This window comes from Shewanella sp. GD04112 (genome assembly GCF_029835735.1).
Classification (GTDB): domain Bacteria; phylum Pseudomonadota; class Gammaproteobacteria; order Enterobacterales; family Shewanellaceae; genus Shewanella.
Map to the genome: position 1 here is coordinate 3,763,651 of NZ_JAOEAL010000001.1, position 14,726 is coordinate 3,778,376.

11 protein-coding genes are annotated in these 14,726 nt (G+C 48.8%); 6 read left to right on the top strand and 5 right to left on the bottom strand.

Annotated elements, in window-relative coordinates:
* The first annotated feature begins 40 nt into the window (after positions 1-40).
* The 5 genes from N7386_RS16615 (at position 41) to N7386_RS16635 (ending at position 7,644) form a co-directional block, all read left to right on the top strand.
* Positions 41-1,534 (top strand): DUF3142 domain-containing protein, encoded by a 1,494-nt coding sequence (locus N7386_RS16615; RefSeq protein ID WP_279769784.1) that lies wholly within the window; start codon positions 41-43, stop codon positions 1,532-1,534.
* The gene (locus N7386_RS16620) at positions 1,524-3,803 is read left to right on the top strand and encodes a tetratricopeptide repeat protein (RefSeq protein ID WP_279769786.1); all 2,280 of its coding nucleotides are present in this window, start codon (positions 1,524-1,526) and stop codon (positions 3,801-3,803) included. Before N7386_RS16615 ends, N7386_RS16620 begins: the two co-directional genes overlap by 11 nt.
* Before the next feature lie 791 nt (positions 3,804-4,594).
* Complete coding sequence (locus N7386_RS16625) at positions 4,595-5,227, top strand: type I restriction enzyme HsdR N-terminal domain-containing protein (RefSeq protein ID WP_279769788.1); 633 nt, start codon at positions 4,595-4,597, stop codon at positions 5,225-5,227.
* Between the two features lie 84 nt (positions 5,228-5,311).
* Positions 5,312-5,716 carry a hypothetical protein gene (locus tag N7386_RS16630; RefSeq protein ID WP_279769790.1) on the top strand — a complete coding sequence of 135 codons (405 nt, stop codon included), beginning with the start codon at positions 5,312-5,314 and terminating at the stop codon, positions 5,714-5,716.
* Between the two features lie 372 nt (positions 5,717-6,088).
* A protein-coding gene (locus tag N7386_RS16635) for an IS3-like element ISSpu6 family transposase (RefSeq protein WP_086937296.1) occupies positions 6,089-7,644 on the top strand; the annotation gives its coding sequence in 2 pieces (ribosomal slippage) (positions 6,089-6,551 and positions 6,551-7,644; 1,557 coding nt in all).
* 192 nt (positions 7,645-7,836) lie between these two features.
* Here the strand turns inward: N7386_RS16635 and N7386_RS16640 are convergent.
* The 5 genes from N7386_RS16640 to N7386_RS16660 all read right to left on the bottom strand — a co-directional run bounded on the left by N7386_RS16640 (position 7,837) and on the right by N7386_RS16660 (position 12,169).
* Positions 7,837-8,790 carry a D-2-hydroxyacid dehydrogenase gene (locus N7386_RS16640; RefSeq protein ID WP_279769792.1) on the bottom strand — a complete coding sequence of 318 codons (954 nt, stop codon included), beginning with the start codon at positions 8,788-8,790 and terminating at the stop codon, positions 7,837-7,839.
* Positions 8,791-8,835: 45 nt separating this feature from the next.
* The gene (locus N7386_RS16645) at positions 8,836-9,480 is read right to left on the bottom strand and encodes an outer membrane beta-barrel protein (RefSeq protein ID WP_279769794.1); all 645 of its coding nucleotides are present in this window, start codon (positions 9,478-9,480) and stop codon (positions 8,836-8,838) included.
* A 55-nt stretch (positions 9,481-9,535) separates the two neighbouring features.
* Positions 9,536-10,324 carry a co-chaperone DjlA gene (gene djlA, locus N7386_RS16650; RefSeq protein WP_011621706.1) on the bottom strand — a complete coding sequence of 263 codons (789 nt, stop codon included), beginning with the start codon at positions 10,322-10,324 and terminating at the stop codon, positions 9,536-9,538.
* Between the two features lie 88 nt (positions 10,325-10,412).
* Positions 10,413-11,081 (bottom strand): N-acetylmuramate alpha-1-phosphate uridylyltransferase MurU, encoded by a 669-nt coding sequence (gene murU, locus N7386_RS16655; protein ID WP_279769797.1) that lies wholly within the window; start codon positions 11,079-11,081, stop codon positions 10,413-10,415.
* Positions 11,078-12,169 carry a phosphotransferase gene (locus N7386_RS16660; protein ID WP_279769799.1) on the bottom strand — a complete coding sequence of 364 codons (1,092 nt, stop codon included), beginning with the start codon at positions 12,167-12,169 and terminating at the stop codon, positions 11,078-11,080. Before N7386_RS16660 ends, murU begins: the two co-directional genes overlap by 4 nt.
* Positions 12,170-12,284: 115 nt before the next feature.
* Here N7386_RS16660 and lptD point away from each other — a divergent pair, with 115 nt between their 5' ends.
* The gene (gene lptD / locus N7386_RS16665; protein ID WP_248967443.1) at positions 12,285-14,582 is read left to right on the top strand and encodes an LPS assembly protein LptD; all 2,298 of its coding nucleotides are present in this window, start codon (positions 12,285-12,287) and stop codon (positions 14,580-14,582) included.
* Positions 14,583-14,726 lie beyond the last annotated feature (144 nt).

The window sequence follows — 14,726 nt, forward strand, 5'->3', positions numbered from 1 at the left end:
CTATTTGGCATGCCCCACGCAAGGCTTTTACTCTTATCCCATGGATTTACGCAGTCGTTACTCCACTCTCTTTCACTCTAGACGCTTTCAGTCCAAGCACTTTGAGCCCAAGCACTTTGAGCCTAGGCGCTCAAAATCCTTGCAAGCGATAAATCGCACCCTTTCACTTTTGCTCAGGTTATCCCAGCTACTGGCGTTATCCTTTGGCTTAGTTTTCCTGAGTGCCTGTCAACCTGCGAATCAAGATACATCGAGCATAAAAACAGACACTTCCGCTCCGCGTGAATTAACCCAAGAGGTGTATGTGTGGCAGCGGCAATGGCGCGATGCCAATCAAAGCGCCTTGGTCGAAAGCCAAAGCACATTTAATGGCGTGCGCATCTTGGCATTACAAGCCCATCCCAAACCCAATGGCGCGGATATCTGGTTTGAAGTGCAGGTCAACCATGAATGGTTACAGGCCGATCCACGCCCTAAAGTGGCGGTAATAAGATTAGATGGCCAACTAACGCGTCTTAATAATCACGAAGCTCTCCAAAAAATCCTCGCGCTCATTCAAGATTGGCAGGCAAAGGGCACCAAGCTTGCGGGAATTGAAATCGACCACGATAGCGCCAGCAGTAAACTCGCGGCCTATAACGCCTTTTTACGCGAGTTAAAAAGCCAATTACCCCAAACACTTAAACTTAGCATTACCTCATTGCCCGCTTGGTTGAGCAGCACAGAGTTTCCGTCGCTGTTTGACAATATCGATGAGCTGGTACTGCAAATTCACAGTGTCAGCGACCCACGTTTAGGGCTGTTCGATGCTGCGCAAGGCTGGCGATGGGTCGAGCAGCTGTCACGGTTAGCCAAGGTGCCCTACCTCATCGCCCTGCCGTCCTATGGCTCGGCGGTGTATAGCACGGCATCGGGTTATCTGGTGGAGAGTGAAGTGCCGATGCGAATGCCATTGGCAGACTCAGCATCTTCGCAGCATGTAGCGCGCCAGGAATTGATGGCCGATCCACAGATGTTGCAGTCCTTCGTCAAACAACTGCACACCTTTGCTGATCCCAAGCTTAAGGGAATGATTTGGTTTCGATTACCCCTCGAAGGGGATAAACGGGTTTGGCCACTCTCGACCCTGATTGCGGTCGCCAAGCAGCAAGCACTCGCTCCGCAGATTGAGCTAGAAATCTTAACCCAAGCCAATACTGAGCCTGCCCAGCATGAGGCACCGGGAAGCCACTTATTTCAATTGGTGTTAGTTAATAAGGGCAATATTGCGGGCAAGTTACCGAGCCAGTTGTCCCTAGCGGCGCAGGCGTGCAGCGGGTATGATGCGCAAAACGGTTATCAAGCCAAATTAACCCAAGGAACATTAGTGTGGCAGTTACCGCAAGCCACCTCAACGGAGCGCGCAGCTGAGCCTGCCTCCTCGCAGTTTGCGCCGAATTTAATCTCAGCGGTCGAGCTAAGCCCAAACGGGCGTAGAGTTATCGGTTGGGCACGTTGTGAGTCATTACATTTACAGGGAATTTATGCGCCATAAGCCACATTCATTATCAGCGAATCCTCTCCCTCGCTGGAAAACCAAATTAAAACAAACCAGTCTGATTGGCTTAAGTCTGTTTTCCCCCGCACTGTTAGCCTGTGGCCCAGACTTTCCGCTGCAATTAACCCAAGACAGGCAAAATAACCTAAGCTATTTACCGCAAACCAGTTTTAGCCAACAACTTAGCGGTTTAGCTAAACCACTGGCTTGGCAGTTTCAAGATGAACCTGCGGCGCAGGAATACCTCTGGGACGAAGTGCATAGTCGCTACCTTTCCCAGACTCGCGCCTATGAAAACAGCGAGTTATCCGAGGCTCAGCTCGCGCTAGTCAATAGCCTGCGTGATGCCCGAAGCTTGGCAGAGGCCGAGCAAATCGCCGCGCAGTTAAAAGAGGCCTTAGCGCCCGCCTTAACTTGGTACAGCCTTGGTGCCATGGCGTTTGATGCCAAAGAGTACGATAAGGCCAGCGATTACTTCAAAAAAGTCATCGCCCTACCTGAGAGTGAGCGCGCGGGTCGCAGCCTGTGGGCGCTGTATAGCTTGTCTCGTATCGAGCTGATAAAGAGCAAAGCCGCCAACGATAATAGCCATTTTGTCCAAGCCAATGCTTACTTGCAGCAGCTACAAACTGAGGTGACCCAAGGCGCCGCCGATCCGCTGCGCTTAAGCTTAGCTGGCCTTGGCGAACAGGCTTATATTCTGCTGCATCAAGGCCAAGCTCAAATTGAAGTCACTCGTGGGGAATATGAGCCGCCCAAGATAGATGTGGCCTTAAATCCTGCTACCTTAGATAAAGTCATTGAACTCTATGCCACCCAGTCGGTGCAGGGCGACAGTAGCGGTTATGATTCGTTGCTGATGTTAAGCCGCAGCTTAATGTCTAAAAATATCAATGAGCTAAAACCATTATTACAGCAGCCGAGTGTGCAACAGTTGCTCATTGCCTACTGGCAGAGCAGTGCTAATGATTTCGCCTTCGACGGACAACTGATGGACATGGGCCAAAAGGTTGCCGAAATCCTCACCGTATTCCCAACCGATGGTGTAGTACTGAGTCAGGGCGATAAGTTAGCGGCGATTTACTACCAATTGGGTGACTATGCCAGCGCCGAGCGCATGCTGGCACTCGCCAAACCGAGCGGCTTAACTTGGTGGCTCACAGCGAAGCTTATGCTGCAAAAGGGTGACCAAGCCCAAGCGACTAAGGCCTATGCCCAAGCAGTGCATCATTTTCCAACCGATGCGACTTCAGGTACCGAGCATTTAAATGCTAAGGATACCCAACAACAAGCCATCGACGCCGATGCCCAGCAAGCCACCTATTGCCGTATTCGCGCCGAGCAGGGCGTGCTATCCCTCGAACGTGGCGAATATGTCGATGCCCTAAGCCAATTGTTCGCCAGTGGTGATGAGTATTGGCAGGATATTGCCTATGTGGCCGAGCGCGTACTCACCACCGCCGAGCTTAAGCTGTTTATCGACGAGCATGTGCCGGTAATGACTTTCGAGTATCCCAAGGACAGCGATTGGTACGACAGTGTCGAGCCAATCAACAATCGCCTGCGTTACTTACTGGGCCGCCGCTTGCTGCGTGAAGGCGCGATTGCCGAAGCTCCAGCTTATTTCAGTAATCCCACACTCAATGCCAACGTGCTGGAGTATGGCAAGGCGCTGAACACAGCCAAGAGTAGCAAGGGCATTGAAAGCGCCCGCGCCTATTGGTCTACCGCCAAACTCGCGCGTCATCAAGGCATGGAAATCTTAGGCTTTGAATTGGCACCGGATTATTCGATATATGCCGGGATGTTCGACCTAAGGGATTGGTATGCTGCGGATAAGCTCAGCGATAAAGAGCAACAACGCATCAGTGCCAGCCAGGCGATTCCCGATAAACGCTTCCACTATCGCTATCAAGCCGCCGAGCTGGCAAACAAGGCCGCCGATCTCGTGCCCCACAACAGCCAAGCCTATGCCGCACTATTGTGCCAAGCCACAGGTTGGGTGTTATATCGCGATGATGAACTCGCCCGCCGCTACTATAAAAAATACGTCGCCAATGGTCCCTTTGTGCCATGGGCGGAGAATTTTGGTACACAGTGTGAAACCCCAGATTTTGACCGCGCCGTCGAACGGGAAAAGGCCAACCAAATCGCCGAGTGGAATGCGATTTACCACAAACTGAAAAAGCCCGTGGCCGTTAGCTTTGCCATCATCGCCGCCCTACTCGGCGCTTACGCGTGGCGCAGAAGAAAGCGTAAACAGTAAAAACATAAAGCGCCTTTCTTATAAACCACAAGAAAGGCGCTAAAGCGAGCGAATATCCAGCCTCTACACTTATGCTGTTAAGTGCAGAAGTTATAAAGCATGATTCTGAATATTAAAGACTCAAATTATTTCAAGATTAGAAATACTCTAACGAACCTTAACACTGCTATTAATTGCCATTGCTTCCCCAGTGACACGCCGCCTCTCTATTTAACAAGAGTTGTCCCTATAGGCTCGACGGCGGCATCTGTAACACATGTAAGTGTAAATGCCGCGATCACATGGATGTGAAAGAGTGGCCATGCCGCCAACGGTCACTGTTGCAACAATGCCAATCCTAACTATCCCTCTAGCTGCTCGTTCAGCTAAAAAGATATTTGCCCCAAAGTGTATTTCGGCTCGTTATCTAAATCGAAAATACCTACTCTTGTTGCCATACAAATTCTCATCTAGTTACCTATGTTTGGCCCTACCGCGAAGTGGCTGATAATGTATGGCTATACAGTCATATTTAAATTTAGATACTTTGGTGTAATTTTAAGACAATATCAGTGCGCATTAATTCCATCTGTAGCAAATAAAATTCTATAAAATCAAATAACTATAGTGGCTGAGTTTTAGTTAATAGGTTTGGAAAAGGCGCATGCGCGTTTTTCCAGATAGTGTATTTGGCAGAAAGCTGATAACTTCTTTGCATACAGATAGTTAACCGTGCGCGTTTTTACTGGTCCAACGAGGTAAACGCGCATGCGCACGAATAAAATGTTAAGTGTCACATGGAGTTTTGAGTATTGAACGAAGCTGCAGCAGTAAATTACTTACTTCAAGAACTGAAAGAACTGGGTTATCCCGATGGATCGGTGCGCTTCGAATTCGCCGTTAGTTCTAGCAACGGACAGCGAAGATATATCGACGTGGCAATAATCGATCCAGATACAAACGATGTTGTAGCGATAATTGAAGTTAAGAATGGCGCAAAAGGAAATGCACTAAACGCTGCAGCAAAACAGGTTGCGTCATACGCTAAGCTTCTACCTTCGAGCCCTCTATCATTAGTCTATGTGTTTGAAGGTCAGGCCAAACAAATTGGTATGGTCAACGAATCTGACGGTAGTGTAACCCTTATTCCATCACTACCTTCTTTCAATTCATTACTGACTGGCGGTCGCGCTCAGAATAAGGTTGAAACCAAGAGCAAATCTAGCAGAGTAACTGACAGTTTTAGCGTTGCCTGTTATCTACTGGCATTCTTGGTTGCTGTAATTTTGGCGTTGGATATAGCGGGTATATATAAGTTCAGCTCTCAACAGTTAACACTACTTGGAATATTCATTGGTCTATTAGTTATTCCATATGCTGCAAAATTCAAATTGTTGGGTATGGAGTTCGAGCGCTATAGTGATGGCAAGTCAAAAAACACTTAACAAATTGCAGCAGTTCGTGCCTGCGGCGCCGGACGCTCGTACCTCGCGCCGCTGTGCAAAGCGTTAGGCATACAGGAGTATCCAATGAAGTTTTTGAGCACGATAATATTATTAAGTCTCTTATCTGGCTGTGCTATCTACTCACATGAAACTATGGTTTCAACATACGTATTAGAGGGTGGATTAGATTATTATCAGAAAGGTAAACAATCTAATGACTCTTACTTTTATGACGTGCATATATGGGAAAAAAGTGCCGCTTCAGGTGACTTACATAGTTATCAAACCAACACTACAGAATTAAGAACTAAAACAGCTAAATATCTTCTTTCTAGCAAGTATCATACGGGCTGTAAAAGTGTAGATTTTGTGAGTGAAGAAGCTTACGAAGATAATAATCAACCCAAGAAGTGGCTAAGAGGTACATGGTGGAATGTTAAAGTCGTATGTCATAGCCCAACAAATCCTAAGATGGACAAGTTTAGCTAAGTATGCCTAACAAGCCAATCAAGCTGGACTGCTAAGGCATGGCTCGGTTTCGCTTCGCTTCACAGTTAAGCCATGCCGTTACCCATAGAATTTTTTTATCCGTAACAGACGCGTTAGAGTTAAGTCTTTAATTCGGAAATGTCCCAAAGCATGCTGTGTATTTCTTTTTAAAACTTACAGATTACGCCGATGCTGAAAGGGTGTGCCATGGAGGTTTGCGAGACGACCGTCCGCCCCATGGACGGGGCGGTCGAGCATCCACGGACGGACTCGCTGCGTGTCGGTGAGCGAATACCACCCCCTGTGTCAGGATTGTTGTCACCCCTAAATAATCATTATGTTTAAAGACAGGGTGCGGCAAAAGAGAACGATATGGCTCGGTATTCACCAGAACGTAAAGAAGCGATCCTTAAAAAATTATTACCTCCTCACAACTTAACGGTCGCAGAGGTCGCTCGGGAAGAAGGCATCGCGGTGCAAACCTTGTATCATTGGCGAGATATTGCCAGAAAAGAAGGTCGCCCCGTGCCAGGTAAAACATTAACAGCCGATGATTGGTCGGCTGAAGCAAAACTTGCCGTGATTATTGAAACAGCGCCGCTGTCGGAAGCGGAGATAAACCAGTATTGCCGTGAAAAGGGCTTGTTCCGCGAGCAAGTACAGCAGTGGAAACAGGATTGTTTAGCTGGTTTTCAAACCTCAGAAGTACAAACTAAAACCATTAAACAGCAGGCTAAGGCTGACAAAGCCGAAATCAAATCGCTGCAACGGGAATTGCGCTATAAGGAGAAAGCGCTGGCTGAAGCTGCTGCGTTACTGGTGCTCAGAAAAAAGCTCAATGCGCTCTGGGGGGACGACAGCGAGGAGAGCTAACCCCCTTGCCTGAGCGCATAGCATTGATTGCCTTAATCCAAGAGGCCTATACCAATGGTGCTCGCCTTTATAAGGCTTGTGCTGAAACGGGCCTCAGTAAGCGTACCTATCGACGTTGGTATCGAGAAGGTCAAGTGCAAGCTGATTTAAGGCCAACAGCAGCTCGACCAGAGCCAGCAAATAAACTCGAAGAACATGAGCGACAACAGATATTAAGTGTGTGCAATCAAGCGGAGTACGCCAGCTTACCCCCGTCGCAAATTGTGCCAACATTATTAGATAACGGGATTTATATCGCCTCGGAATCCAGCTTCTACAGAGTGTTAAATGCTCATGGTCAACTTAACCATCGTGGCCGCACTCAGGCTGCGGTCAATCGAAGCAAACCGTTGAGTTATCGGGCAGATGGGCCGAATCAAGTGTGGTCATGGGACATCACTTATTTAGCCTCAATCGTCAAAGGCCAGTTCTACTATTTGTACCTGTTTGAAGATATTTACAGTAGAAAAATAGTGGGTTACGAAGTTCATGAGCAAGAAAGTGGGGAATATGCCGCTGCGCTAATCCAACGCTGTCTGTTACGCGAGCAATGCTTTAACACGCCATTAGTGCTGCATTCTGATAATGGGGCGCCGATGAAGTCACTGACCATGAAAGCCAAGCTGGAAGAGCTTGGTATTACGGCATCATTAAGTCGGCCGCGGGTGAGTAATGACAACCCCTTTTCAGAGTCGTTATTTAAAACGTTGAAATACCGCCCACAGTGGCCGGCATCAGGTTTTAGCTGCTTAGCAACAGCAAGAGAATGGGTGGAAAAGTTTGTAACCTGGTACAACGATGAGCATAAACACAGCCAGCTAAATTTTGTCTCACCAGGGCAACGTCATGCACTGCAAGATGGCGCTATTTTAGCGAAGCGCAAGAAAGTGCTTGAGGCGGCGAAGGAAAGAAAACCGATGCGTTGGTCTACAGAGATCAGAAATTGTGAAGCGGTTGGCGCTGTAACACTCAACCCAGATAAGGCACCAGAAGAAGGCGTAATAAATGCAGCTTAATATTTAAACAAAGAGTGACAACTATCTTGAAAAACACCGACCATGGCTCACCTATAACTCAGCACTTAAATATCGTCTCCCCAAAATTTTATGCCGTTAACGGAACTATCCAACACATTTTTCCCCTTCAATTCCAACTGCATTTCTTTGGAATGAAAACGTTTCCTACAGGAACAAGCTAACCCACAAGCCTTAGGGATTCACCCAATTCACTCTATCGCCAGCTAAATAAGCGCTGAGATTTGCCGTCGCGATATTGAGTAGGTTCTGCCGCGCTTCTTTGGTCGCCCAAGCATTGTGGGGACTGATACTGATATTGGGCGCAGTTAGTAGCGGATTATCCGCACTCGGTGGTTCGGTCGAGAGTACATCGACGCCAGCAAAGACTTTGCCCTGCGTTAATGCGGCCGCCAGCGCGGCCTCATCGATTAAGCCGCCGCGCGCGGTGTTGATCAGTAGCGCCTGCGGCTTCATTAATTCGAGGGTTTGGGCATTAATCAGCTCGGTTGTCTCAGGGGTAAGTGGACAATGGAGCGAGAGAATATCGGACTCCTTGAATACCGTATCACGGGATGTCCAACTCACGCCTAGGGGTAAATCGCTAGGTTCGGTGCGGGTATTTACTAATACCTTCATGCCGAAGGCTAAGGCAAGTTTAGCCACCTGCTGGCCAATATCCCCATAACCAATCAAGCCTAAGGTTTTACCTTTAAGGGATTGCAGCGGCATTAAAGTAAAACAAAAGTCACTGCAATTACTCCATTGCCCTGCGGCAACGGCTTGATGGTGCGCCGCAACGGCTTGCGTGTGATGCAAAATATGGGCAAACACCATTTGTGCGACGGCATCGGGGCCATAGGCAGGTACGTTGGTGACCACTATGCCTAACTCTTTTGCGGCGGCAAGATCCACCACGTTAGTACCCGTGGCGAGCACGCCGATATATTTGAGCTTAGGCAATTGGGCTAAGGTGTTGGCATCGAGGGGCGTCTTGTTGGTGAGCACAATCTCGGCATCCTGAGCGCGGGGGATAATCTCCGCCGAGGGCGTGCGGGCAAAACAGCTAAATTCCCCTAATGCGCTGACCGCTTGCCAAGTTAAATCCCCAGGGTTTAAGGTTTCACCATCGAGTACGACTATTTTCATCTTTACCTCTTAACTGCGTTTGCACCTTGCCCGAAAGCTGAGAAATTAAAAACTGAGTTTGACCCCAATATTGGCTTGCACTTGCCACATGACATCCGATGTTACGTGCCATAGGCATTGGTCTTCATTACAAAAAAGTGAGCTGTCACTGTCGATAAAGGTCGCGTAGCCACGCAGATCCGCAAACAGGGCGAAGTTTTGCGTCATGCGGTATTCGGCGCCACCACCAATGCCCATGGAGAAACGGGTTTCCGTTGACCAATCATCGGGCATCATCCGAGTCACCCCGGCACTGGCGGTAATGTAGGGCTGAAAATCGCCACTGGGGAAGAATAAGGTACCGCCAAGATGGATATAGTCCACATCTAAGGAGGCGACTAAGTCTGGGGTAAACAGGCCGCCGCTTTTCAGCTCGGAGGATTGGCGACTGTAGAGCAAGTAAATATTACCGGGATCGTTAGTGCCAATCCCTAACATGATGCCGTAATGGCTCGCCTCTTCGATACCCACACTCTGCTTATTATCGGTTTCAGTGTTGTTAGCATCGAGTTCATTGATATCGAACGAGCTACCACCAAAGCTGTAACCACCGTAGGGGGCGACAAACAGCTCAGGTTCGGCATAGGTTGGTAATGCGAGGGCAAGCGGTAACAAACCAGCAATCACAGTTAATCGGTTAACGTATTTCATCTTAATCCCTTATCTGTCGTTATTATTCCTTGCGTCGACAACGTTAACCGAAGCGTTAGCGCATGCCGCGCTCCGATTTCACCCTGTCGTACGCAGCTTGGATGTCCTGCGCCTTTCGATTGGCAATTTCCATCATCTCGGGTGGTAACCCCTTAGCGATTAACTTGTCGGGATGATGTTCATTCATCAACTTGCGATAAGCCCGTTTCACCTCTTGATCCGTCGCCTCGGCATTAATGCCGAGCAAATGATAGGCGTCGGTAATAGAGGTTTTATTACCATTTGAGGTCTGGTGGAAACGGTATTCTGCTTGCCAACGCTTAAGTAATTCATCGAGTTGCCCACGACCATAACCTAACTCTTGGGCCACAGTCATCAGGATTGCATGCTCAGCGGGATCGAGCTCACCGTCCGATAAGGCGGTTTGAATTTGGATCTCGATAAACATTTGTACCAGTTCTTGGCGGCCTTGGGTCACAGCGCGAAAGGCTTGCAAGCTGCTACGTAGGTCAAAGTCTGGCTCTTTACCCTCACGGAACGCCTGCTGCGCCTCTTTACGGGCTTCACCCGTTAGGCGCATCTGGTCCATCAACATGGTTGCGATACGGATATCGGTCTCAGTCACTCGACCCGACGCCTTGGCCACATGGCCCATTACGGCGAAGGTGGTGTTAAAGAATATCCCCTGTCGATTTTTAGCCTGACCTAAGATCTGACTAAAACTGGCGCCACCACCGGCGCGTTTGTCGTAGAGATGCCCAAGCCATAAGCCCAGTAGCGCACCGAAAATACGGCCAAACATAAACCCGATAACAAATCCAAAAAACTTACCCCAAAGGCGCATCTTAATTCCCAATTTGATAATTTATTCAGTCAATCGATATAGCGAGTGACCCGTACACTCAGGGCGCTAAACGTTAGGCGATATGCCATTACGCTAGCGCTGACTCTAATGCTTGCAGACGTGGAATCGTCCCTACATCGCACCAGAGTCCATTAAAGTGTGCTCCGGTGATCAGGCCATCGGCCATTTTAGCCCGCAGCAAAGGCCCAAGGGCAAAGGCACCATCCGGCGTGCCGTCAAATAATGATGGCCGATATAAGCCCATGCCAGAGAAAGTGTATTTTTGCTCACCCTGTTCACGTACAAGGCCCTGTTCCAAGGCAAAGTCGCCGTTAGGATGTTGCTCAGGATTCGGCACCAACCATAAATGCGCCAGAGCAGTATCCGCTAAGGGAGCAATCGTCGGCAAGGCATCAATAAACACATCGCCATTGAGCACTAAAAACGCTGCATCCGAGTCGCCGTCAGTCAGCAGGGGCAATGCCTGCTTAATTCCGCCTCCGGTTTCGAGGGCCGATGCTTCGGCGCTATATTGGATGTTCACCCCAAAGGCGTGACCATCCCCTAAGGTTTCGACCAGCTTATGCCCAAGCCAAGCGTGATTTATTACGATATCCACGATACCCGCCGCGGCCAACTTCTCAATATGGTACACAATCAGCGGTTTACCTAAGACGGGCACTAAAGGTTTGGGCAGGGTGTCGGTCAAGGGGCGTAAACGCTCTCCCCTGCCTGCCGCGAGGATCATGGCCTTCATTGCTTGTCTCCCTGCAGAGTATCTTTTCCCTTAGCCGCAAACGCAGGCACAACACACGACTGCACCCAAGCGGAAAATGGCGCCAACTCAGGATAAAGGTTGGCAATATCCACAATATACGACAAGGTTAACGGAATATCGGCCATATAGGCGGGCTTGTTATCACGATAATGTAAACGCGCAAAAATCCCCGCCGCCTTGATATGGCGCTGCAATCCCATTAAATCAAACCAGGTTTGATACTGGATAAAAGATGTCTGCGCCGGGATTTGCCCCAACCCAAGCACTTGTTGATAATGCTGCTGCATTAATTCCTGCACCATGGTTTGCGGCCAACGCACATAGCAATCCCGCAGTAATGACACGGCATCGTAGGTCACTGGCCCTAGCACCGCATCTTGGAAATCAATCACGCACAGCTCGCCCTCTTTGAGCATCAAGTTCCGGCTGTGGTAATCGCGGTGCATGCCCACCTTAGGTTGTGCGAGGGCATTTTCCACTAATAGGTCAAAGCTTTTTTCTATAAGCGAGCGTTCCTTGTCGCTAAGTTCAAGCTGTAAATGTCTTTCTAACAGCCACTCGGTAAAAATTCCCAGCTCACGGCGCACAAACGCCTCATCATATAAAGGCAATGGCTGCGTGCTGCCAGTGACAGGATCAAAGCTTTCAACCACTGAGGCCACCAGAGGCAATAATGCCAAGGCGCGGCGATAATAGTCCGCCACATTCGCATCGGTCAGCACAGACAATAACTGAGTATCCCCGAGATCGCTCAGAAGCATAAAGCCTTGCTCAGCATCGGAGGCGATGACTTTTGGAACTGTCAGTCCCGCCGCCGCATAGGCACTGGCGAGGGCGATAAAAGGTGCGATAGGCACTAAGGCGGGTGGCGAATCGGCAACAATGTAGCTCGCATCGCGGTCCGTGACCCGGAAATAGCGCCTAAAACTGGCATCACCGGAAATCAGAATCGGGGTCACATCATAGGAAAAATAACGGTTCAGCCACTGATTAAGGGAAATAAATCTCGAGTCGGATAAAGTCATTTCATGGCTCTTATAGAAAAATTGCTTTATTATAGCTGGCATATAATTTGGAAACAGCTAAGAAATTGAGAGATTTATTTGCTGCGTTGCACTTGTAGTTTGCAACTTTCCCCGTCGATACTTGTCCAGACAAAGAAATCATTATTATTGACCTAAGATGCAGATCCGTTACTTTCTGGCCTTGAGCCTGTTACCGCAAGTTGTCCTGGCAGACGAATCTCCCACAGCCTCAGCGTCACAATGCGTCATTGAACCGCCAGTACCTCGTATCGTATCTGAGCCCGGCCTGAGCGCCGCCGATCAAGAGAAAATTCGTATCGTGTCGGACCGCTCCAACGCCGAAATGGGCAAACAAGCCATTTTTACCGGTGATGTGGTCTTCAGTCAGGGCGACAGACACATTGCCGCCGATGAAGCGATTCTCGACCAAGCGACCGAGCAGTTCGATGCCAACGGCAACCTCGTTTTCCAAGACAGTATTTTTACCGTTACCGCCGATTCGCTGCAGGCACAGATGCGCAGCAACCGCGCAACCCTAAAGGGTGCCCAGTATTGGCTACATGGTCAGCAGGTTCACGGCGATGCCGAAAAGCTGCAAATCACCATGAACAACAACCTGATCTTAACCAACACTAACTTCACCACTTGTCCGCCAGATAATGTTTCTTGGCTGCTCGAAGCAGAAAAAATCAAGATCAACAGCGAAGAAGAATGGGGCGAGATTTGGAATGCCAAGCTGAGAGTCGCCGATATTCCGGTGTTCTATATTCCGTATATGACGGTGCCAGTTTCCGATAAACGTAAAACTGGCTTCCTCTACCCAAGCTTTAGCACCAGCACCACCAACGGTTTTGAAGTTTCCGCACCCTATTATTGGAATATCGCGCCGGAATACGACCTCACCTTCACACCTAACTATATGTCTAGTCGTGGTTTATTCACCAAGACAGAGTTTCGTTATCTCGCGGGTGAGGCCCAAAATGGTCGCTTGAATTTAGAGTATTTGGGCAATGACCAGATGATCAGCGGTAGCCCAAATCGTTACCTCTATAACTGGCAACATCAAGGCGCCATCGATAAAAACTGGCGGGTACTCGCCAACTTTACCGAAGTGTCGGATAACAACTATTTCAACGATTTAAAGTCAGATGTGAACCGCGCCACCGATAACCAATTATCGCGGATTGGTGAAGTCAGCTACTTTGAGCGTAACTGGGATATCAGCACGCGGGTGCAAGACATTAAAGTACTGGGTGAGGACGAAAAACCTTATCAAGTGATGCCACAGGTTAACTTTAACTACCGCGCCGCCGACTTTTGGAACAACTTGGACTTTGGCTTTAACTCGGAGCTGACCAATTTCGCCCATCAAGACAGCGACATGAATACTGCTACTCGTCTGCATATGGCGCCTAGCCTGACGCTGCCTATTCATGGTCCATCTGGCTCATTGACCAGTCAAGTAAAGTTGATGCAAACCAACTATTGGCAGGAACAAAATAACAGTGCCTTCGATGGCTTAGACGATACAGTGAGCCGCACGATTCCACAGGTGCGGATCAATGGTCAGATTAACTTCGAGCGCTTTACCGAACTGTTCGATCAAAACTACCGTCAGACGCTCGAACCTCAGTTCCAGTATTTATACGTAGGTTATGAAGATCAGCGTGGCATCGGTATTTACGATACTGCCCAGTTGCAGGACGACTACTTTGGTCTGTTCCGTGACCGCCGCTTCTCTGGTCTTGACCGTATCGCCGATGCAAACCAAGTCACCCTAGGTGTGACCACGCGTTTCTTCGACGATCACAACCAAGAGGCGACTAAGTTCAGCCTAGGTCAGATCCTCTATCTGCAGGACAGTAAGCTGGGTTACGAAGATAACCTCTTCGAGCAAAATCAATCGACCTCAGTATTGGCCGCCGAGTTAGATACCCGCTTAAGCCACGACTGGTATTTAGGTGCCGCGATTCAATACGATACCAACTCGAGCGATAACAAGAAGACCGAAGTCACCTTAGACTTCCGCCCCGAAGCCAATAAACTACTGCAGCTCAGTTATCGTTATGTGCCGGATCTATTGAACTCCAACACCAACGATCTGGTGAATATTTCCCAAGCGGGTGTGCGTGGCGCATGGCCGATTAACGACAGTCTGTATTTTGTCGGTAACTGGTACTACGACCTCAACGAGAGCCGCAGCATAGAAACCTATACAGGTTTCCAGTATGAATCATGCTGTTATGCAATCCGTCTCAGCTATCACTACCGAATTAAGACCAATTACGATGACAACATTGGTTCGGCCGTTATCGATGAGCGCGAGCAATTTGAAAGCGGTGTTTACCTGAATTTAGTCATCAAAGGACTCGGTGGTTCAGGCCCATTAGGCGTATCGGATATGCTCAATGATGGTCTGTTTAACTACAGAAAACCGCTTTATCTGAGGAATTAGCAAAGATTTGTGGTAGATTGCTGAACCTCAACAAGGACTGAGAGTCCAAACAGGTTAATGAAAGCCGTGCGCTCCTCCCCAAAAAAGTCTCGGAACGCACGCTTTTAGAGTTACTAACAAAAGAACATTTAGGCAACTCACTGT

Coding starts and splice junctions, on each gene's coding strand:
- N7386_RS16615 (WP_279769784.1), top strand. CDS start 41: ATGGATTTACGCAGTCGTTACTCCACTCTCTTTCACTCTAGACGCTTT.
- N7386_RS16620 (WP_279769786.1), top strand. CDS start 1,524: ATGCGCCATAAGCCACATTCATTATCAGCGAATCCTCTCCCTCGCTGG.
- N7386_RS16630 (WP_279769790.1), top strand. CDS start 5,312: ATGAAGTTTTTGAGCACGATAATATTATTAAGTCTCTTATCTGGCTGT.
- N7386_RS16640 (WP_279769792.1), bottom strand. CDS start 8,790: ATGAAAATAGTCGTACTCGATGGTGAAACCTTAAACCCTGGGGATTTA.
- N7386_RS16645 (WP_279769794.1), bottom strand. CDS start 9,480: ATGAAATACGTTAACCGATTAACTGTGATTGCTGGTTTGTTACCGCTT.
- djlA (WP_011621706.1), bottom strand. CDS start 10,324: ATGCGCCTTTGGGGTAAGTTTTTTGGATTTGTTATCGGGTTTATGTTT.
- murU (WP_279769797.1), bottom strand. CDS start 11,081: ATGAAGGCCATGATCCTCGCGGCAGGCAGGGGAGAGCGTTTACGCCCC.
- N7386_RS16660 (WP_279769799.1), bottom strand. CDS start 12,169: ATGCCAGCTATAATAAAGCAATTTTTCTATAAGAGCCATGAAATGACT.
- lptD (WP_248967443.1), top strand. CDS start 12,285: ATGCAGATCCGTTACTTTCTGGCCTTGAGCCTGTTACCGCAAGTTGTC.